An 18,642-nucleotide genomic window follows, 5' to 3' on the forward strand; every position below is an offset into this window, starting at 1 on the left:
AAATCATCCTTTTTCATTATGGATAGGGGAGATGACGCGGGCCGGAACGCCGACCGCCGTCACATGGCCGGGAATTCTGCTGATGACCGCAGCCCCCGCGCCGATAACGGACCAAGGGCCGATGTCCATCTGCGGTATGACGGACGCGCCGATTCCGATGTGCGTTCCTTCCCCGACTTTCACTCCGCCGGCAAGCGCCGCGCGCGGTGAAAGATGGACGTAATCTCCGATTGCATTGTCGTGATCGGCAACCGCCCCCGTATTGATGATGCAATGGGCGCCGATGTCAGCGCCCGCCTGAATGACGGCGCCCGCCATCACAACCGTTCCGTGTCCGACGGAAGCCGTTTCACTGACGATCGCCCCGGGGTGAATGAGTGAAGCATAATCGGCAGCTTCAATCCCAAGCGTTTCAGCGAACTGCTTTCTGACGCCGTTGCGGCCGATGCATATCGTGAACACGGCCTCGGGGACGAGTTTCCGAAGCATGTGCACGTCTTCCGTCCGGCCCGTATATAAACCGTTCCGAGCGGTAAAACCGCTGAATCCGTCGTCCAATATGCCCGCAAGCTCCATATCGGAACGGGCCTGCACGATTTCCTTCACGACTTTTCCGTGTCCGCCGTTTCCGATCAGCACGACCTTTTTCACGATGACATATCTCCGCTGCCTGTGAAGCGCTTTGCCGTCACATGGCCGGCTTGGTGTATGCCTTCTGACACGAGAACTTTTTTCACTGTTAAAAGCAGAATCTTTAAGTCGAGAAGAAAGGTGCGGTTGTCGACGTACCACACGTCGAGCTTGAATTTCTCCTCCCATGAAATCGCGTTTCTCCCATTGACCTGCGCCCAGCCCGTAATCCCCGGCTTCACCTCGTGCCGCCGCGCCTGCTCCGCCGTGTAAAGCGGCAGATAATCCATCAGCAAAGGGCGGGGGCCGACCAGACTGATATCGCCTTTGAGCACATTAAAAAGCTGGGGAAGCTCGTCGATGCTCAGTTTTCTGATCAGCCTTCCCGTTTTGGTCAGGCGCAGATGATCCGGAAGCAGCACACCGTTTTCATCACGCGCATCCGTCATCGTTCTGAGTTTATACAACGTAAACGGACGCCCGTTATGCCCCGGTCTCGTCTGTTTGAACAATACCGGAGACCCGATGGCGCATCTGACGGCTGCCATGGCGAAGAGAAGAATGACACTCGCGCCGCACAATAACAGCGTCGCGGCCGCTATATCAAATACACGTTTCACCTTCAAATCTGAACAGCTCCTTTCACTTTTCGGCATTTCTGTAAAGCAAGCCGCCTTTCTTCTTTCGTACAAATGAAGAAAAAAGCGAATGCGGCATAGCTTATGCATACGGCAAGCCCCGCGGCGATCAGACCGGCCCAGCCGTCAAGCGGTGAAAACAGCCGGATACCCCGGCAGACGGCCCAGGCAAATACGGCCGCCGCCAACGGGCCGAACATGCCTTTGTAAAACGCGGTTTTCTGAAAGCCGGTAATATGCGAAACATACAGCGGCGTGAAGACGGCATTTTTCAAAATGAGGGAGACAGCCCCGGCAATGGTGATGCCGTACAGCCCGAGATGTGCCGGTCCGCTGAGAACCACGGCCAATATGACATTCAGTCCGCCTAAACATAAAGTAACGACGGCGGGCGTTTTTTGTTTATTAAAAGCCGTCCATACGTAAAAAAGCGGCATGACAGAGAGACTGACCGCCAAATACGCGGCGTGAATATATAAAAGCGGCGCCGTCTGCACAAACGACGGGCCCAGCCAAATCGCCAGAAACGGTTCGGCAAGCCCTCCTAATAATGCGGCGGGAAGCGCGAGGAGAAGCCCGTTCATCCGCACGGCCTTATTGGCGTAAGACAGGAGACCTTCCATATCGCCTTTTGAATAATAGGAAGTCAAAACCGGCGCAAACAGTGAAGCAAGCGTCCCGGCAAGACTTCTGAGCAGAAGCGGGAATTGAATAATCGCCGCATAGACACCCGCTTCAGACGGCCCCAGCACGAGGTTGGCCGTCATGAGGTCAATCTGCAGAAACAGCAGCACGCCGATCTGGTTGACAGAACTCCAGGCACCGGCCGAAAACAGCACTTTGCTTGTCTGTAATGATAAAGTTTTACGGCTGAAAGAAAACCACGGAATCAATTTCTTAAAGAAGAAAAAAGTCAGCACAGCTGCACAGACAGCTCCCGCTAATGCCGAAAGCTGGATCTGCCAGATCTTCGGCGGCAGGCACGTAAACAGAGCGAGCACACACAGCACCCTGACCAGCATTTGCACGGCCTGAATGGAACTTGTGATATAAAGCTTGTTGGCAAAAAACGGCCCCGTCGCGAACCCCGCCATAAAAAACGTCAGCATAAACAGCACGCTGCCGATTACGATAGACAGCCTCACATCCGTTAAGAGCCCGGCCGGTACATTCATAATCCTGTCAATAAAAAAAGCAGTCCCGGCGAGCGGCACAGCGAGTAATAGAGATATCACGACAGACGCGGCTAAATAATTGCTTACATACGCATTGGCCTCGTCCCTGTTCCCCCTGTGGGCGGCGACGGAGAAAAACCTCACAACGACTGAGCTCAGCGCAACGGTAATAATAGAGAAATAGTTAATGATATTCTGTGTCAGATGGACAAACCCAAAAGCCTCAACACCTAATGTTTTCACAATAAAGGGCGTCATCCACACTGATAAAAACACCGATAGTAAAAACGCCGTCACATTGGCGCCGAAATTAATGGCAAATTTCATGCTCCTTCCGCACTGCCTTTCTCTTTCGATTTCCGTTCGAAAAACGCATGCAGAAGAAGAGGAAGGCGCATTTTGCACAGACCGAGCACCACGCGCTCCCCGGCCAGCAGCTGTTTATGGCGGCACGGCGTCCTGCGCACGGCCGTTTTTACCATGTCATACGTTAAGATTCTGCCGATATGCGCCGTAATCTGGTGTGACGGCTGCGGGGCGGCGCATGCGTTGGCGATCAGCATCGGAATCTGATGCTTGCACAAATATGTATCAATATCGCTCCGACAGGCGTCCGTCAGCCCGTTTGCCTCATAAAAAGCCATTTTCGCTGCATATTGCTTTTGCAGTTCGTGATCTAAGCGGGGCTTAAACGGTGTTTCTGTAAGACTTTGCGGATTTTCCCGGTAGATATACAGCCCTTCGTCTATCACTTTGACACGCGCGGCTTGGCGGAACGCTGCCAAGTTAAACGGAGAGTCCTCGGCAAACCGGATATCTTCATGGAACAACAGCCCTTGCAATGCTTCTCGCCGGTATATATAGCGCCACACATACCAAATAAACCGATGTTCGTGCGCGCGGGTCAGCAATGCGGTCATTTCATCCGCTGTGAAGACGCGGCCCGGCGGAAGGGACGGCGGCATATACGTTCTTTTCTTAGACGGCGTTTCCTTATAATAACCGCAGCCGGCGATATCCAGCCGGTTCTTCTCCGCTTCTTCATAAAGCCGCTCGAACATCGTTTCCGTCACATAGTCATCGCCGTCCGCAAAACCGATATAACGGCCGCGGGCGGCTTTTATTCCGGCATTGCGGGCCGAGCTGAGGCCGCCGTTTTCTTTATGAATCACCCGGATTCTCGCATCTTCTGCGGCGAATTGTTCAGCCATCCGGCCTGACTGATCCGGTGAACCGTCATTGACGAAAATGATTTCGATGTCTCTCAGCGTCTGTTTTGTTAAAGAAACCGCGCATTCTTTAATAAAAGGCTCTGTCTTATACATCGGCACGATCACGCTCACAAGCGGCGCGGTCATTGGGCATCACCGCTGATTTTCGAGCGCAGCCCGGCAAAATAAACACTTCGCAAAGAACCGCCTTCCTCATGCTTGCCGCTGAGCAGCCGATTTACGGCGGATGTTACGGCTTCAGGGTCCGGACGTTCAAGCAATGTCATGTTCGGTATGTTTTTCAGCCATTGATAGCCTTCCATCACCTTATGATCAAACGAACGAATGACGACACAAGGCGTTTTCGTCAGCGCACAAAAAATCATCCCGTGAAGCCTGTCAGTGACGACGGCTTCCGCGCCTTTCAGCGTATTCCAAAGCGCTTCCAGCTCCTTTTCGCGTGTATGGCGGCTGACCCTCCGGCCGACCGTCGTGGTAAAGGAATACAGCTCTCCGTACTCTTTGGCCAAAGCTTCTTTTACCATCGTTCTGTCCTCAGCCGTCAGCGCGCTCTCCTTATCCTCCCGTAAACAGAGGTAGATCCCTTCCCGCGCTATGCCCCGCTCGCTTTTATCCAAATATAAGACCATGTCAGGCTGTTTGAGCACTGTTTTTCCGGGAAAATGACGCTTCATCCATTGATACGTCGTCTCATCTCTCGCCATCAACAAAAGGTCGGGATGCGCATTGTACACTTTTCGGGCGCGCTTCAGTTCCTTCCGTCCCTTTTTTGATTCAGAAAAGTGAGCCGTCGCCGGAAGCTGAACGATCCGATATTGCCGGAATGTTTTTATGATAAAGCGGCGCGTCCATTCCTCATACCGGTACAAATCCCCCATATTCCCGCCGCCGATGATGAATACCATATCATCAGGGTGGCGTTTTTTGATCAGCACTTTTGCCGATCTGTATATATCCTTCATATCCACCTCGACAATGTCAAAATCGGGATACTCCCGTTCAAGAAACGTTTTGCTTGCGTAGGCGATGGCGTGATCGCCGAGATTATCATGGGACGGGAGCAGCGTCAGAATGATCTTTTTTCTTGCCGCTGTAAGCCCCGCCCCATCCGCTGCCGTTCCGAAATGAAATTGGGACGGGTATTTGACCTTAAGCAAAAGCCATTCCGCGAGATTGATTTTTAAAGATTGTATCGACATGTCTTCACCCTCTGATTTTCATTTTGTACTCGATTGCCCGCTGATACGCGGCTGATGCCAGCGACACGAACGGAATCAGCTTCAGCTTCGCCAAAAGCAGAAGGCATGAGCGTTTGGCGTCAAACGGCGCCGTTCCCGTTTTGGAAAGGCTCAGGCGGAATACGGGATCAGCGCATATCCGGCTGATATTCTTCCACTTCTCAGAAAACCGGCCGCCGTTATTCCGCTTCCATTCATTCAGCAGGCAGACTGTTCCGTGCTGAACGATAAAAAAATCCAGCTCCTGCCGGTATTCGTGTAAGCAGCCGTTTTCACGCAAAAAAGCTTCGTTCAGCCGATAGAGAACGAGACCTGAGTCAAACAGCTTTTTCTGATAGCTTTGCACAATGGAAGTCAAGTGAATCCGATAATGATAGAGCGGCTGATCCACGTACGAGACCGCACCTGCGAAAACATGCGCCCGGAGGCTGAAATACTGATCCTCCACGTGCTCCAGCTCATCACGAAGCGGAAAGCGCAGCTGATGATGCTCGATCATAGATCTTTTGTACAGCTTGTTCCATGAAAAGCCGCTGACTCTTCCTTCAAATAAATCTTTCAGGTACCGTTGTTTCGGGCGGCCCTCGTACGCTGAAGCGATCGTTGAAACGGCGGTCTTCCCCGTATCCGCAAATTCAGCCGCATATTCGCAAATCACGAGATCAGCCTGATCAGCCTTCGCTTTTTCATACATGCGCAGGCAATAATCAGGTTCAACCCAGTCGTCCGCATCAATAAAAGCGATAAATTCGCCGCGCGCCGCCTCGATGCCCTTGTTGCGGACCGCGCCGAGCCCCCGGTTTTGCTGATGAACGACCCTGATTCTCTCATCCCGCTTCTGATAGGTTTCAAGAATCGCCGGGCTTTGATCCGTGGACCCGTCATTAACGGCCACGATTTCGATATTGGCGAGCGACTGATTGAGCAATGAATCTAAGCATCTTTCTAAATAAGTTTCCGTATTATACACAGCAATTAATAAACTGACCGCGGGTGTTTCCATATAAACCTCCAGTGTCCATTACCGGGAAAAAATCGTTCTGTACGGAAGCACAGACGAATCGACCGGCATAAGCAAGTAACTGTAAAGAAAATAACAGACAATAATGGCGATATAAATCAGCGCATTTGATTTTTCATCAAAAATTCTCACAAAATAAGGGATCAGGATCATTTGGTACAGGCCGAAATATATATTAAACCGGGCGAAAATAACATCCTTTGTCGCCAAAAGACCGAAAAGCAGGCCGAGCAGACAGAAATTCACGATGACATCAATGTCAGGCCAGAGCTTCCGCAGCCGCTCCCGGTAGCAGAAAGCCAAAAACAGCGGCAGCAGCAGCACCGCGATTTTTACGACGTTCATCCCGTTCGTATTCGTCATCAGCCATTTCTCATAATGGCCGTACGAGCTGTTTTCCAGCACGACGACAAACAGCGAAATGAACTTCTGATACAGAAACGTCATAAGAAGAAACAATGCCGACAGTCCGAAAATCGCGGGCGACCAGGCTCTTTTTCTGACGAGAAAATAAACCGGAATCATAATCAGCGCTGAGGAATGAAAAAGCGAACACAGCAGCACGATTGACATATAACGCTTCCAGCTTCCGCTGATCACGTAGCGGACGGCCCAAAACAAAACGGCCGCCACCATATACTGCCTGATCCCGTTAAAGGAAGCGTAATAGTGATACGTGCCCAAAAACAAAAATACACTCAGCTCAAACGGACGGCCGAACTCAACGAGCCCCTTTAAAATAAAGCTGCATGTCACGACCGCCACGGTGAAATACATGATTTGCGGATCTTTCGTGATAAAATTCATGAGCCAGATGAGAGCCGTAAACCCCGGATCAACGGCTGCTTTTTTCGCTCCGAACCCGAAGATCTCCCAAATGCTGCCGTAATTTCCCGCCAGCTTGTACATTAGCGCGTACGTCTGAAAATCCGTCCCGACTCTGTAGCGCAAACCGGAGACCAATACCAGCGATAGCAGCGGAACGAGCATGACGAGCTGATTCGGCCGGTATCCGGTCGAAAGCGATTGATCACGCCCGCCGCACATTTTCGCGAACCATGACCAAATATAAACAATTCCCATATTGACTACATATACAATCATTCGTTACTGTTCCTTTTTCCAATTCATATTGTAAAGCTTCATAACAGCCCCCGTATTTTCTCCCGCGTCATATCCCAGCCGCCTGAGGGTTTCTTTAATGCGCGCCCCGTCAGGCTTTGCCGCCTCTGCTGCCCGTAAAACCGCGGATGCCCATTGTCCCGGCGGTTCTTTGAGGCTGAGCCTTTTGACCAGCCCGAGCCCGGCATCGGCTTCTTCCGTTATGCCGTCTGATATCACGCACGGCACCCCGGAGGCCTGCGCTTCAACGAGCGTGACGGGCAGCCCTTCATAAAGAGACGGCATGACAAATACATCCAGCGTTTTCAGCAGATCATGAACGCGGTCTTCTATACCGATAAAACGCACATCATCATCAAGCCCCAGCTTCGCCGCCAGATTTTCCATATCGGTGCGAAGCGGACCGTCTCCGGCGAGAATCAGCTGTAAGCCGATGCCCCGCTCTTTCATATCAGCGGCCAGCCGGAGCAGAAATTCGTGGTTTTTTTCTTCTGTAAAGCGGCCGATATGGCCGATCACCAAACGGCCGTCTGCAATGCCCCGCTTCCTTTTTTCAGCTTCTGTGTCCGCGCACCCGCCGGCAAATAAGTCGAGATCAATGCCGTTCGGCAAAAGATGCACGTCTTTTTCTTTCCCGAATAAGAAACGGCCCGCCTCTTTTCCGCAGGCGCACAGTGCCGTGGCGTTTGCCGTGATCAGCCGTCTGAAAACAAACAGCTGCATCCCGGCAAGCCGCGATGCCCGCCCCCGCCACGACGTACTGTGCGAATGGCAGATCCGCACCGGGACGCCGGCTAAACGAGCGGCAAGCGCGATAAATCCAGACTGAAAATCGGTATGGGCGTGCACGGCGGCAAACGGGCCTTTTTCCTGAATCATCCGCTTGACCTGTTTTACAAATGTAATCGGGTTTGTGCTGCCGATGCTCGGCACATAAAAAAGCCGTCCGCCGAGAGCGAGAATTTCCTCGTCATAAGCGCACGGATCGTTCCTATGGGTTAAAAAATCAAACTGCACCTTCGTTCTGTCCATCTTCCGGTACAAATTCATCATCATCGTTTCTGCGCCGCCCCTGTTCATCCCGCTGAAGATGTGCAGCACCCGCATCGGTTTGTCAGTCATGTTCGGCAAGCCCTTCTTTTTGGCGGATGTCCTTGTTTTTATGATAACGGTTCATGACCGCGGGCGGCGTAATGGCGCGGATGAGCGGTTTTGCGATATACGCGTAATGGGAAATCGGCAGCTTCAGCCGTCTGCATGCCTGAAAAACGAGCACCGCATTATCAATGGAATACGTAAACGATCTCCTTTTGAACGCATCACTGTCCTCTCTTACTTTATACAGCGTTTCCTGGAGATTGTACCCTCGGAAACCCGCTTCAAAAAAGCGCAGCCACAAATCGATATCCTCCATCCGCCGCGTCCGCCTGACTGACCGGTAGCCTCCAAGCGCTTTGTACGCTTCAGCCCGCATCATAATGGTGCCGTGGCAGAACGGTGTGCCTTTCGCCATAATTCCCGGTTTCGGCACGGGCGGCAAAAGCCGGGCGCCCCTGACGCCGAATTCATCAAATACGAGCATCCCCGTGCCCACGACTTGATAGTGGGCGTGCTTGTTTAAGAAAGCGGCCTGTTTTTCCAGTCTCCTCGGGTTGGAGATGTCATCACCGTCCTGCCTGGCGATATAATCCCCCGTTGCGTATGTCAGACAGCGGTTCAGCGAAGCGGCAAGCCGTTGATTCGTCTTATTTTGAATCAGCGTGATCCGGTCGCTGTAATGATCCGCGTAACGGCGCGCAATCTGATACGTTCCGTCAGTTGACGCGTCATCACACATAATCAGTTCCCAATTCTTATACGATTGGCTCAGGATGGATTCAATACTCTCCGCTAAAGTCTCTTCGCAATTATAAATTCCCATGATGACGGAAATTTTCGGTTGTGCTCCTGCATTCATACGCTTTTCTCCTTTTTATCCATATAACCGGCGTAAATGTGCGCCATTTCCTTTACCGTACGTGTTTCTGAAAAACATTCCGCCGTCCTGCGCCCTTCTTGTCCCATTGCTTTTCGCAGACCCGGGGATCGGTACAGCTTTTCAATCCGATCGGCAAATGCCGCGCTGTCCCCTGCCGGCACGAGAAAACCGTTCACACCGTCTTCGATGATCTCACGGTGCCCCCTGTTGTCTGCGGCAACGGCGGGCTTTTCGGCAGCCATCCCCTCAAGCAGATTCATACCGAGCCCTTCGCGGATGCTTGAGGCGACGGACAGATCAGCAAGCTGAATCAGCTCATGAATGTCACGGCAAAAACCGTAAAACCGCACAATGTCGGATACCCCGAGTGATTCAGCCTTTTTTCTGTACGGCTCTTCCATCACGCCTTCTCCGGCAAATACGAGTTTCAGCTCTGGAATGCGGTTCTTCAGCAGTGCCGCAGCCTCAATGAGAAGTCCCTGGTTTTTATTGCCGTTTAATTCAGCGGGGTATATGAGGATAAATTCCCCGGCGCCGAAGCCGTGTTTTTCTCTCAGACGTTCACTCTCTGCCCGGCTCACAGGGCGAAACCTGTCTGTATTCACGCCGATGCCGTGTATTTTCTTCGCGCCGCAAGCTGTTTTTTTCATTTGCTTGGCCCGTTCGTAATCCTCTTCATTAATCGTAATCAAACAATCCGTGTAAGAAGAGAGAAATTTTTCGATCGGGTAATAAAGAAGCCAATTTTTCAGGGGCGCTCCGTCGCAGAAGTGAAAGCCGTGCGCGGTGTACAGCACCTTTGTCCCTTTTTGGCGCGCTTGTCTCGCCGCAAGGCGTGCAAGCACGCCGCCGACCGGCGTATGACAGTGAATCATGTCGTAGCCGTTAGCCTGAATGAGCCGTTTCAGCCGCCTGTAAACAGAAAGATTTTCGGGATGAAACGGCGAGCGCCGGATCGGAATGGAAAACTTTTCATCAACGAACGGAAGATTCATATTGCCGCCTGCCGCGACGTGCACCTCCCAGCCCATATCCTGAAACCATTGAAAATACGGAAGATGAAAGGCTTTAAAATGATAATCGACAGTGGCGCAGAATAATACTTTTTTCGTCATCTTTCTGTCCTCCCATCACACACCTGCGGCCGCTTCTTCATGTACTGATTCGATCGCCTCAAACAGCCGTTTTCTCAGCTCATCTTCAGGCAGACGGCTGAATTCCTCCATAAAACGGATGAGCACGGCCCAATCCCCGTCGATCGCTTTCCCGATATGGATTTTCGGAAAAATCTGTTCCGTATGTACTTCATTATGATTCAGCAGTTCTTCATACATCTTTTCTCCCGGGCGAATGCCGGAGAATTCAATGGGAATCTGTTCTGTCGTATAGCCTGATAAATGAATCAGGTTTTTTGCCAAGTCGACGATTTTGACGGGTTCTCCCATATCCAGAACGAAAATCTGCCGCCCTTTTGCAAGCGCCCCCGCCTGAATGACGAGTCTTGACGCTTCGGGGATCGTCATAAAATATCTTGTCATCGCCGGATGCGTGACGGTGACGGGTCCGCCTTTTTCAATCTGCTTTTTGAAAATCGGAATGACGCTGCCGCGGCTTCCGAGCACATTCCCGAAACGGACGGCGGCGAATTTGGTGTTGCTGACCTTTCCGAGGTTCATGATGACCATTTCCGCAAACCGCTTCGTCGCGCCCATGACATTGGCCGGATTGACCGCTTTGTCAGAAGAAATCAGCACGAATGTTTCCGTTCCGCACATATCGGCGGCTTCGGCGACATTTTTCGTGCCGATAATATTGTTTTTGACGGCTTCTTCCGGATTATGTTCCATTAACGGCACATGTTTATGGGCGGCCGCATGATAGACGACGTGCGGCTCGTATTTTTTCATCAACGTAAAGATTTTATCTCTGTCCTGAATATCGGCGATCTCCGCGTGAAAAAGCACCTCTTTGCCGAAGCGTGCGGACAGTTCGTTATGCACCGAATAAATGCTGTTCTCCCCGTGGCCGAGAAGGACGATTTCATGCGGAAGAAACGAGCTGATCTGGCGGCAGATTTCAGAACCGATAGAGCCGCCGGCGCCCGTGACCAGAATCGTTTTCCCTTTGATGCTGTCAGAAATTTTGCTCGTATCAAGGGTGACCGGCTTTCTGCCGAGGAGATCTTCGGCTTTCACATCCCTGATGTGTCCGGCAGCCTGCGTTCCGAGCAGGATCTCATCAAATTGCGGCATGATTTTAATATGGGCGCCCGTCTGTACACATTCTTTGTACAGCGTCTGGAGCTCATGGGTGCAAAGAGACGGAATGGCAATGATGATGTGGTGAATTCTCAGCCTCTGCACCGCCGGCATAATGCTTTCTTTTCCGCCGATGACGGGCAGGCCCATGATTTTGAGCTTATGCTTCGTCTGATCATCATCAATAAAAGCCACAGGCATGATTCCGAGATCATTTTTCTGGGTAAGCTGACGGACGAGCAGCGTTCCTCCCGCGCCTGCGCCGATGATCAGCGCCCGGGAAGAGTCATTTTGCTTCCTTCCGATCGTTTCTTTCAGCACGCGCGAAATCATCCGGCTCCCTCCGATGAACAATAGCTGAACCATCCAGCTGACGGCTAACAGCCGGAACAAAATCGTGTGGAACACCCCGTATTGGACGGCGGCTGTGACAGCTGCGGACAGCGTGATCCCCTTCAGCAGATCAAGCAGCTCGCCAATTCCCGTATACGTCCATACCTGCTTATACTGGTGAAACATAAAAGCGCATACATGATGGCTGATCAGCATGGTCACGGCGGTCAGCAGCAACGCTCCGGAGTCATAAAAGTGATAAGAATCCTCAAAAAATTGATATCCTATAACAACGGAAAGTAAAACGAGATACGTATCCAATGCAAAAATCATTGAAAGTCTTCTCCGGTAAGTCAATCTTTCCCCTCCTCATTTATCGGTTTAGCTGATACGGTTTTCGTAAAAACAGACATAACAGCTAAGCCGATAACAATGCATCATCTTAAGATAAATTGGGCATTTAACCCGTCCTCACACCCCGCCACCGACGACCAGCATCTAAGGCGGCGGAAAACGCCGCCCACAGCAGAGCCGAGTGCCTCCGTTGATAAAGGTAAGGAGACATCACCTGCACCGCTCAATACGAGTAGTGCTCTGTTTTTTTGATTTTCTTTTTATTCAGCAGCGCCCCCAAAAGCTTTGCCTTTGACTGCTGGAGCGCGTCTTTCGCCTTTTGGACGGTATCCATTTTCGTTTTTCCGCTCAAGACGACGAGAACGCTTCCATCTGTCTGGTTCGCTAAAATCTGGCCGTCCGCCACCGCCAAAAGCGGAGGTGAATCGAAAATAACCAGACTGTACCGGCTGTACATCTCCTGAATCAGCTCTCCCATCGCCTTTGAAGATAAAAGCTCGGCCGGATTCGGCGGCGTCGGCCCGCTCGTTAAGACGTAAAGGTTATCAATCAGCGTTTTTTGCACCGTTTCGCCGAGGGAAGCGTTTCCGACTAACACATTCGTAAGGCCTTGTACATTTTCAAGCTGATAGGTCTCGTGTATCGTCGGTTTTCGTAAATCGGCATCGACAAGCAGCACCTTTTTTTCCTGCTGCGCAAATACCGCGGCAAGGTTGGCGGCGCTGAATGACTTTCCTTCTCCCGGAACGGAGGAAGTGACGAGAATAGAGCGCAAATGGGTCTGAACAGAGGAGAACTCAATATTTGTCCGAATGGTGCGGTATTGTTCAGCCACCAATGATTTGTGATGTAAAACGGATATTTGAGCCAGTCCCCTTCTTGATTTCTTTTTTCTGAATCCCAAACGCCTCACTCCCCGAAATGTTTTTCATCAGACCGTGTCTGCTGATTTTTGATGTCATACACAACCCCTAAAACAGGCAAGTCTGTTTTTTCGCTGAGCTGCCGCTCGCTTTTAACGGTTTCATCAAGAAAGTGGAGAAAAAACGCAAGCGTCACACCCGCCATGAGAGCCGCACCGAACGCCATCATGATATTCCTGATGCGCGAAGGCTTGACCATCGGGCTTTCCGATGCTTTTGCCTCGGACAAAACAATGACGCCTTTTATATTCATCCTGTCACGGACTTCTTTTTTAAATGTCTTCATCAGCGTGTTCGCTATAGCGGCGGCCTGTTTCGGGTTCTCGTCCTGCACCGCTGCGTTAATGATCTCTGAATCGGTTTCGCTGCTTGTCGTGATCTTTGCTTTTAAAGCGGATGCCGTCTCAGAAAGATGCAGCTTCTGTTTCACTTTCTCAAGCACAACCGGGCTTTTCATTATCGTTTGAAACGTATTGTTGTAATGAAGATTCAGCTGAACGTCGCTGAGATTCGAATTTTTTTCACCGCTTGTTTCATGAATGAGCACTTGGGTCGATGCCTGATAAACGGGCGAAATCACCCGGAATTGGATGTATCCCGTCACCAGCGTTACAACTGCTGTCATGATAAAAATCAGTAAAAATCTGTGTTTAATAATGTCAAATAACTCTTTAAAACTCATATTCTCATTCATGTAATTACAGCCTCATCCTTATTGCATCAGGCTTAAACGCCCCCTTCTGTTAATGATTGGATTATAAAAGAAAAGGTCGAAATTTGAAAATTTCAAATTAAGCCATTTAGTTCTTTTTAGAGAACATTATCATGATTTTCCTCTTATTTACTGCACTTCCCTTATAATTTTAAATTTTATAAAGAACGAAAAATTTCTTATAATGAACAAAAAAATGCCAGTATACAGGGGAGAATTCAGCACAATGATTGGAAGAATAATTCGTTTATACCGCAGAAGAAAAGGCTACTCTATTAATCAGCTAGCAGTTGAAGCAGGTGTCTCTAAATCTTATTTAAGCAAGATAGAACGGGGGGTTCACTCAAATCCGTCCATCCAATTTCTGAAAAAAGTATCCGCCACCCTGCAGGTCGATCTGACGGAGCTTTTTGATGCCGAAACGATGCTGCATCACATGGGAGGCACGGAAGATGAGTGGCGCATCCACCTTGTGCAGGCCGTGCAGTCGGGCATGCCGAAAGAAGAACTGTTCACCTTTACGAACAAACTGACTGAAAAGCGCCCGGAGCCCGCACCCTACCGCAACAGAAAACTGACTGAATCCAACATTGAAGAATGGAAAGCGCTGATGCAGGAAGCAAAAGAACTCGGCTTGTCCGTTCAGGAAGTCAGATCATTTTTAGAACGGAAGCGTTACTGATGATATGCTGATGAAAGGGCTTTTATTCGCTTCATGCCTTCATCTCTGTTTATAATGAAAAGAAAAAAGGGGATGAAATCATGACAAAACTTACCGTTCAAACCCGCTGCGGCGCACTGAAAGGAACTGCCGGCCGCGGTGCCCGCACATGGAAGGGCATACCGTACGCGAAGCCGCCCGTCGGAGAGCTGAGATTTAAAGCGCCGGAGCCGCCCGCACCTTGGGACGGCATAAAACATGCCGATTCGTTCGGGCCGATTTGTCCGCAGCCGGATGATATGCTGTCCATATCGTTTTCCGGAGATATACCGCCTCAATCTGAAGATTGCCTTTACCTCAACGTTTTCGCCCCCGATTCAGAGGACGAAAAAAAGCCTGTCATGGTATGGATACACGGCGGGGCATTTTATTTAGGTGCCGGAAGCGAACCGCTTTACGACGGATCTGCCCTTGCCGCTGACGGAGATGTCATTGTCGTGACACTCAATTACAGGCTCGGACCGTTAGGCTTTTTACATTTGTCTTCTATTCATGACGCGTATTCCGCCAATATCGGGCTGCTCGATCAGATCGCCGCGCTGCGCTGGGTGAGGGACAATATCTCCGAATTTGGAGGAGACCCGGATAACGTTACGATATTTGGTGAATCGGCAGGCGGCATGAGCATCGCTGCGCTTATGGCAATGCCTGACGCAAAAGGCCTGTTTCATAAAGCCATTTTAGAAAGCGGCGCCTCTCATACGATGCCGGCGGATATGGCAAAAGACATCGCGGCGGCATTTATTCATGAAGCCGGCACTGATCAATTGCAGGAGCTTTCCGTTAATGACCTGCTTAAGACTGCGGATAAAGTGCGGCGCTCACTGGATCAAAACATTTTTCAGCTTTTGTTTCAGCCCGCCATCGATCCGGCCACATTGCCTGCGGAACCGGTGAAAGCCATAGCAGACGGGGCCGCAGAAGGCATACCTATGATCATCGGAACCAATCGTGATGAAGCATATTTGTTTTTCACCCCTGATACAGACATTCACTCCGAGAAAAAGCAGCAAGATTATTTGCATTATCACCTCGGAGAAAACTGCACCGAGCAAGCGGCAGATTTATATCCGCATTCATTAAAGGGACAAATCGATATGATGACGGATCTGATTTTCTGGCGGCCGGCTGTCGCTTTCGCACAAGGACAGTCGCAACACGCACCGGTCTGGATGTACCGCTTTGATTGGCATGGCGAAACACCGCCGTTTCATAAAGCCGTTCACGCTCTGGAATTGCCGTTTGTGTTCGGAAACTTTGATTCTTTGAGAAAGACGCTGCAAGAGCCGCTCGGTGATGACGCAGAACAGCTTTCCAAACAAATTCAATCCGCATGGCTCGCTTTTGCAAAAAACGGAAACCCGAACACCTCTCACTACAATTGGCCTGAATATGAAACCGATTCACGCGAAACTTTGCTTTTCAACACGGATACCGCTGTCGAAAGTGATCCCGATTCAGCAAAACGCCGCATCCTGTTTCAAGCATAAAAAACGCCAAGGGAGCCGGCTCCCTTGGCGTTTCATTTTTATCTTACAGACATCAGTCAGCTTCGCAGCATATCCATTTCCGCATTACCCCTGATATGTTATATTCCAACCCAATACGTTAACCAAACATTCATAAAGGAGTTTCTATATGGAGAAATCAAGTATTATCGGTACAGCTGCCGTTATAATCGGGGCGCTTATTATCTTAGTTTCATTTATCTTCCTGCGCGACACTGATTTCTATGCCGTGAGGTGGATAGGGGTTGTTATCATGGTTGCAGGGTTTTCATTCGGTCCGGCCCACACCATTTCAAAACATAAAAACAAACATGAAAAAGAAACCCGGTAACCTTTACTGGGTTTCGTTCATACATTTCATTTTATCTCACTTCATAATGCAACTCCGCAAATTGTTTGTAACGCCTGACATCAGTCAGCTTCAGTCCTGTCTCCCGGTCTCCGGGTTTAAACAAAGAAATTCCGCGGCCGAGCAGAACGGGGGCGATCTGAATGATAAACTCATCGACAAGTTTTTCCTCCAAAACCGGGTGCAGCAGATCACTCCCGCCGACAATCCAAATCCGCTTGCCTTCTTGCCGTTTCAATGCATTTATAAAATCGGCAGGCTCTTCATGAATAAACCGCACATGTTCAGTACGCCCGGTCAATGTCCGCGAAAACACATAGCATTCTTTACCTTTGTACGGAAATTCCTCAGGCAATAAAACCAATATTTCCTCGTATGTTTTTCTGCCCATAATGATCGTATCGACAGATTCATAGAAAGCTTCATAATCGGTGCTGTCTTCACCTTCAGTTCCGATTAACCAATCTAAAGAATGATTTTCCCGCGCAAGATAGCCATCTGCGCTGACAGCTCCGTAAAAAACGAGCTTTCTTTGACCGCTCATAAAAATCCCTCCCCCTTTTTTATTATACCTTAAACATGCGGGTGAAATGAAAAATGATAAAATCGGGTAAAAACCGCCGTTACCGGGTTTTCGTTTCTTCCTGCTTTGGAGATGCTGTTAATATGCCGTCTATCCATCTTCCGGTAATCGGCATAAAGAAATGAAGGATGATCCCGCCTAAACAAACGGTTAATAACGTTCCGATGCCTACCGGACCTTTTAGCATCACGGCCAGTATGAAAAATATGAAGTAAATGACCGTTCTTGAAAAAAAGATGCTTCTCCCGGTTAAATCACGGACAATTAGCGTTAACCGATCAACCGGGATCGGTGCGAAATTTGTGTGCAGATAGGTTGCGGTTCCTATCCCTATCACAACTAAACCGATTGCAAAACAGCCCGCCTTTCCGTACCATAGTTCAGGCGTTATGACTCGATGCAGAAAAAAAAGCCACATATCAATCCCGATTCCCGTTATGAACGCCGTAATCATCCCTGAAAATTCCGGTCTTTGCCTTTTTAACATTGAATTACAGCAAATTAACAGGAAAGCGATGATGATTTCCCAGCTTCCCACGGTAAGCCCTGCATGGACGGACAATCCCACAATAAGCGCATCAAAAGGCGATGTTCCAAGATCTGATTGAATCGTGACAGAAATACCAAAGGTCAAGATCATGATTCCTAAAACATAAAAAACATATTTCACTTTATCGTCCTCATTTTCTTATTTTATGTTGCAAATACAACAAAATTACGGTATGTTTACTATACGGTATTTTCATTGCAAATACAACAAAATTCAGCTGATATGATAAATGAAGAAAGGAGCTGTATGACCATGAGTATTCAATTAAAAAAGTGCAGCCTTAACGATATAACAGAGCTCCGGGAGATAAGCATTGAAACATTCAATGATACATTTAAAGATCAAAATTCACCTGAAAATATGAAAGCTTATTTGGAAAATGCATTCCGCTCTGAACAGCTGAAAAAGGAATTATCCAATCCGTCTTCTCAATTCTATTTTGTTTATTATCATCATGACCTTGCGGGGTATGTAAAAGTCAACATGAACGAAGCACAGTCAGAAAAAATGGGGGAAGATTCTCTTGAGATTGAGAGAATTTATATAAGAAAAAGCCATCAGAAACACGGGCTTGGCAAATATCTGCTGAATGAAGCTGTGAAAATCGCAACAGCACACAATAAAAAGAACATCTGGCTGGGCGTATGGGAAAAAAACGAAAATGCAATCGCCTTTTATCAAAAAATGGGGTTTGTCCAAACCGGAGAACACTCTTTTTATATGGGGGATGATAAACAAGTCGACTTTATCATGACCAAAACCCTCTCGTAAAAGGATACAAAAAACCCGGCCAAGCTGCCGGGTTTTTTCTCTTATTTTAATTTTCCCGCACGGATATCATCGGTCATTCCTTCGTACGGCGCTTCTGAAATCAATGTTTCGTTATTGATTCCCGCATTGTTAAGATACGTAATATCCGCAAACTCGGGAACGACATATTTCGGGTATGTTTCATATTTCTCACGTGACTCTTTCATCACGTCAATGTAATCATTTTGGTAGCACACCGTGATTTCCGGATGCTCATGCACCCATTTCGGGAAGAAAATAATTCCGTGCATCCGTTTTTCATTCGGCATAAAGTTTAAGGAAACGTCTGTGCCTGTCGGTTCAGTCCATGACACTTTGTATACGCCTTCTGTCAGCTTGACGATATTCACTTCCTGGTCGCGCACCCAGCGGCCGCCTACCATTCCGCTATGAATCCGATAGTCGATCGTATGATCATTTTTAATATAGATTTCATACTCCCAGCCGTTTTCATACGTGTAAATCATATGGCTTCCGATAAAGTTTTCCATGTTGACTCACTCTCCA

At 49.2% G+C, this 18,642-nt stretch carries 20 protein-coding genes; 4 read left to right on the forward strand and 16 right to left on the reverse strand.

The features are described from left to right. Positions 1–3: 3 nt before the first annotated feature. From HAP68_RS16040 to HAP68_RS16100, 13 genes are all read right to left on the reverse strand, one after another. Positions 4–651 carry an acetyltransferase gene (locus HAP68_RS16040; RefSeq protein WP_015387679.1) on the reverse strand — a complete coding sequence of 216 codons (648 nt, stop codon included), beginning with the start codon at positions 649–651 and terminating at the stop codon, positions 4–6. Beyond that, a complete protein-coding gene (locus HAP68_RS16045) occupies positions 648–1,256 on the reverse strand; it encodes a sugar transferase (protein WP_015387678.1) in 609 nt (202 codons plus the stop codon). Before HAP68_RS16045 ends, HAP68_RS16040 begins: the two co-directional genes overlap by 4 nt. Next, the gene (locus HAP68_RS16050) at positions 1,253–2,770 is read right to left on the reverse strand and encodes an MATE family efflux transporter (protein ID WP_015387677.1); all 1,518 of its coding nucleotides are present in this window, start codon (positions 2,768–2,770) and stop codon (positions 1,253–1,255) included. The genes HAP68_RS16045 and HAP68_RS16050 overlap by 4 nt, the downstream gene beginning before the upstream one ends. Further along, entirely contained in the window at positions 2,767–3,801 is a 1,035-nt protein-coding gene (locus HAP68_RS16055; protein WP_024085828.1) for a glycosyltransferase, read from the reverse strand. Before HAP68_RS16055 ends, HAP68_RS16050 begins: the two co-directional genes overlap by 4 nt. Beyond that, positions 3,798–4,874 (reverse strand): polysaccharide pyruvyl transferase family protein, encoded by a 1,077-nt coding sequence (locus tag HAP68_RS16060; RefSeq protein WP_014305872.1) that lies wholly within the window; start codon positions 4,872–4,874, stop codon positions 3,798–3,800. Before HAP68_RS16060 ends, HAP68_RS16055 begins: the two co-directional genes overlap by 4 nt. 4 nt (positions 4,875–4,878) lie before the next feature. Next, positions 4,879–5,916 carry a glycosyltransferase family 2 protein gene (locus tag HAP68_RS16065; protein WP_024085829.1) on the reverse strand — a complete coding sequence of 346 codons (1,038 nt, stop codon included), beginning with the start codon at positions 5,914–5,916 and terminating at the stop codon, positions 4,879–4,881. Positions 5,917–5,934: 18 nt separating this feature from the next. After that, the gene (locus HAP68_RS16070) at positions 5,935–7,038 is read right to left on the reverse strand and encodes an EpsG family protein (RefSeq protein WP_014305874.1); all 1,104 of its coding nucleotides are present in this window, start codon (positions 7,036–7,038) and stop codon (positions 5,935–5,937) included. Between the two features lie 3 nt (positions 7,039–7,041). Next, positions 7,042–8,178 (reverse strand): glycosyltransferase family 1 protein, encoded by a 1,137-nt coding sequence (locus HAP68_RS16075; protein WP_024085830.1) that lies wholly within the window; start codon positions 8,176–8,178, stop codon positions 7,042–7,044. Beyond that, positions 8,171–9,013, reverse strand: a complete 843-nt coding sequence (gene epsE, locus HAP68_RS16080) for a glycosyltransferase EpsE (RefSeq protein WP_024085831.1) — start codon at positions 9,011–9,013, stop codon at positions 8,171–8,173. The genes HAP68_RS16075 and epsE overlap by 8 nt, the downstream gene beginning before the upstream one ends. Then, complete coding sequence (locus tag HAP68_RS16085) at positions 9,010–10,149, reverse strand: glycosyltransferase family 4 protein (protein ID WP_024085832.1); 1,140 nt, start codon at positions 10,147–10,149, stop codon at positions 9,010–9,012. Before HAP68_RS16085 ends, epsE begins: the two co-directional genes overlap by 4 nt. 15 nt (positions 10,150–10,164) lie before the next feature. Beyond that, a complete protein-coding gene (locus HAP68_RS16090; RefSeq protein WP_169539199.1) occupies positions 10,165–11,982 on the reverse strand; it encodes a polysaccharide biosynthesis protein in 1,818 nt (605 codons plus the stop codon). Positions 11,983–12,202: 220 nt separating this feature from the next. Beyond that, on the reverse strand, positions 12,203–12,883 hold the full coding sequence (locus HAP68_RS16095) for a CpsD/CapB family tyrosine-protein kinase (protein WP_003151543.1): 681 nt from the start codon (positions 12,881–12,883) through the stop codon (positions 12,203–12,205). Positions 12,884–12,888: 5 nt separating this feature from the next. Further along, on the reverse strand, positions 12,889–13,596 hold the full coding sequence (locus HAP68_RS16100; protein ID WP_014305878.1) for a YveK family protein: 708 nt from the start codon (positions 13,594–13,596) through the stop codon (positions 12,889–12,891). A gap of 244 nt (positions 13,597–13,840) precedes the next feature. Between HAP68_RS16100 and slrR the strand changes: the two genes are divergently transcribed. The 3 genes from slrR to HAP68_RS16115 all read left to right on the forward strand — a co-directional run bounded on the left by slrR (position 13,841) and on the right by HAP68_RS16115 (position 16,174). Continuing rightward, the gene (gene slrR, locus HAP68_RS16105) at positions 13,841–14,296 is read left to right on the forward strand and encodes an HTH-type transcriptional regulator SlrR (RefSeq protein ID WP_003151541.1); all 456 of its coding nucleotides are present in this window, start codon (positions 13,841–13,843) and stop codon (positions 14,294–14,296) included. Between the two features lie 80 nt (positions 14,297–14,376). Next, the gene (locus HAP68_RS16110) at positions 14,377–15,825 is read left to right on the forward strand and encodes a carboxylesterase/lipase family protein (RefSeq protein WP_024085833.1); all 1,449 of its coding nucleotides are present in this window, start codon (positions 14,377–14,379) and stop codon (positions 15,823–15,825) included. A gap of 148 nt (positions 15,826–15,973) precedes the next feature. Beyond that, positions 15,974–16,174: a hypothetical protein gene (locus HAP68_RS16115; RefSeq protein ID WP_003151539.1), complete on the forward strand. Its 201-nt coding sequence runs from the start codon at positions 15,974–15,976 to the stop codon at positions 16,172–16,174. Positions 16,175–16,205: 31 nt separating this feature from the next. Here HAP68_RS16115 and HAP68_RS16120 read toward each other — a convergent pair whose 3' ends face one another. Both HAP68_RS16120 and HAP68_RS16125 read right to left on the reverse strand, forming a co-directional pair. Beyond that, positions 16,206–16,736: a dihydrofolate reductase family protein gene (locus tag HAP68_RS16120; RefSeq protein ID WP_003151538.1), complete on the reverse strand. Its 531-nt coding sequence runs from the start codon at positions 16,734–16,736 to the stop codon at positions 16,206–16,208. Positions 16,737–16,815: 79 nt separating this feature from the next. Beyond that, entirely contained in the window at positions 16,816–17,445 is a 630-nt protein-coding gene (locus HAP68_RS16125) for a YczE/YyaS/YitT family protein (RefSeq protein WP_014305880.1), read from the reverse strand. A 132-nt stretch (positions 17,446–17,577) separates the two neighbouring features. Here HAP68_RS16125 and paiA point away from each other — a divergent pair, with 132 nt between their 5' ends. Continuing rightward, on the forward strand, positions 17,578–18,096 hold the full coding sequence (gene paiA, locus HAP68_RS16130) for a spermidine/spermine N(1)-acetyltransferase (RefSeq protein ID WP_015387668.1): 519 nt from the start codon (positions 17,578–17,580) through the stop codon (positions 18,094–18,096). 41 nt (positions 18,097–18,137) lie between these two features. On the opposite strand, the gene HAP68_RS16135 is transcribed toward paiA, so the two are convergent. After that, the gene (locus HAP68_RS16135) at positions 18,138–18,626 is read right to left on the reverse strand and encodes a phenolic acid decarboxylase (protein ID WP_014305882.1); all 489 of its coding nucleotides are present in this window, start codon (positions 18,624–18,626) and stop codon (positions 18,138–18,140) included. Positions 18,627–18,642 lie beyond the last annotated feature (16 nt).

The sequence above is a fragment of the Bacillus sp. Bvel1 genome, from assembly GCF_014872755.1.
In the GTDB taxonomy this organism is placed as follows: Bacteria; Bacillota; Bacilli; order Bacillales; family Bacillaceae; genus Bacillus; species Bacillus velezensis.

Bases quoted from the DNA above. Each gene is read 5' to 3' on its own strand.
- HAP68_RS16050 (WP_015387677.1), bottom strand. From the start codon at position 2,770: ATGAAATTTGCCATTAATTTCGGCGCCAATGTGACGGCGTTTTTACTA.
- HAP68_RS16055 (WP_024085828.1), bottom strand. From the start codon at position 3,801: ATGACCGCGCCGCTTGTGAGCGTGATCGTGCCGATGTATAAGACAGAG.
- HAP68_RS16060 (WP_014305872.1), bottom strand. From the start codon at position 4,874: ATGTCGATACAATCTTTAAAAATCAATCTCGCGGAATGGCTTTTGCTT.
- HAP68_RS16065 (WP_024085829.1), bottom strand. From the start codon at position 5,916: ATGGAAACACCCGCGGTCAGTTTATTAATTGCTGTGTATAATACGGAA.
- HAP68_RS16070 (WP_014305874.1), bottom strand. From the start codon at position 7,038: ATGATTGTATATGTAGTCAATATGGGAATTGTTTATATTTGGTCATGG.
- HAP68_RS16075 (WP_024085830.1), bottom strand. From the start codon at position 8,178: ATGACTGACAAACCGATGCGGGTGCTGCACATCTTCAGCGGGATGAAC.
- epsE (WP_024085831.1), bottom strand. From the start codon at position 9,013: ATGAATGCAGGAGCACAACCGAAAATTTCCGTCATCATGGGAATTTAT.
- HAP68_RS16085 (WP_024085832.1), bottom strand. From the start codon at position 10,149: ATGACGAAAAAAGTATTATTCTGCGCCACTGTCGATTATCATTTTAAA.
- HAP68_RS16100 (WP_014305878.1), bottom strand. From the start codon at position 13,596: ATGAATGAGAATATGAGTTTTAAAGAGTTATTTGACATTATTAAACAC.
- slrR (WP_003151541.1), top strand. From the start codon at position 13,841: ATGATTGGAAGAATAATTCGTTTATACCGCAGAAGAAAAGGCTACTCT.
- HAP68_RS16110 (WP_024085833.1), top strand. From the start codon at position 14,377: ATGACAAAACTTACCGTTCAAACCCGCTGCGGCGCACTGAAAGGAACT.
- HAP68_RS16115 (WP_003151539.1), top strand. From the start codon at position 15,974: ATGGAGAAATCAAGTATTATCGGTACAGCTGCCGTTATAATCGGGGCG.
- HAP68_RS16120 (WP_003151538.1), bottom strand. From the start codon at position 16,736: ATGAGCGGTCAAAGAAAGCTCGTTTTTTACGGAGCTGTCAGCGCAGAT.
- paiA (WP_015387668.1), top strand. From the start codon at position 17,578: ATGAGTATTCAATTAAAAAAGTGCAGCCTTAACGATATAACAGAGCTC.
- HAP68_RS16135 (WP_014305882.1), bottom strand. From the start codon at position 18,626: ATGGAAAACTTTATCGGAAGCCATATGATTTACACGTATGAAAACGGC.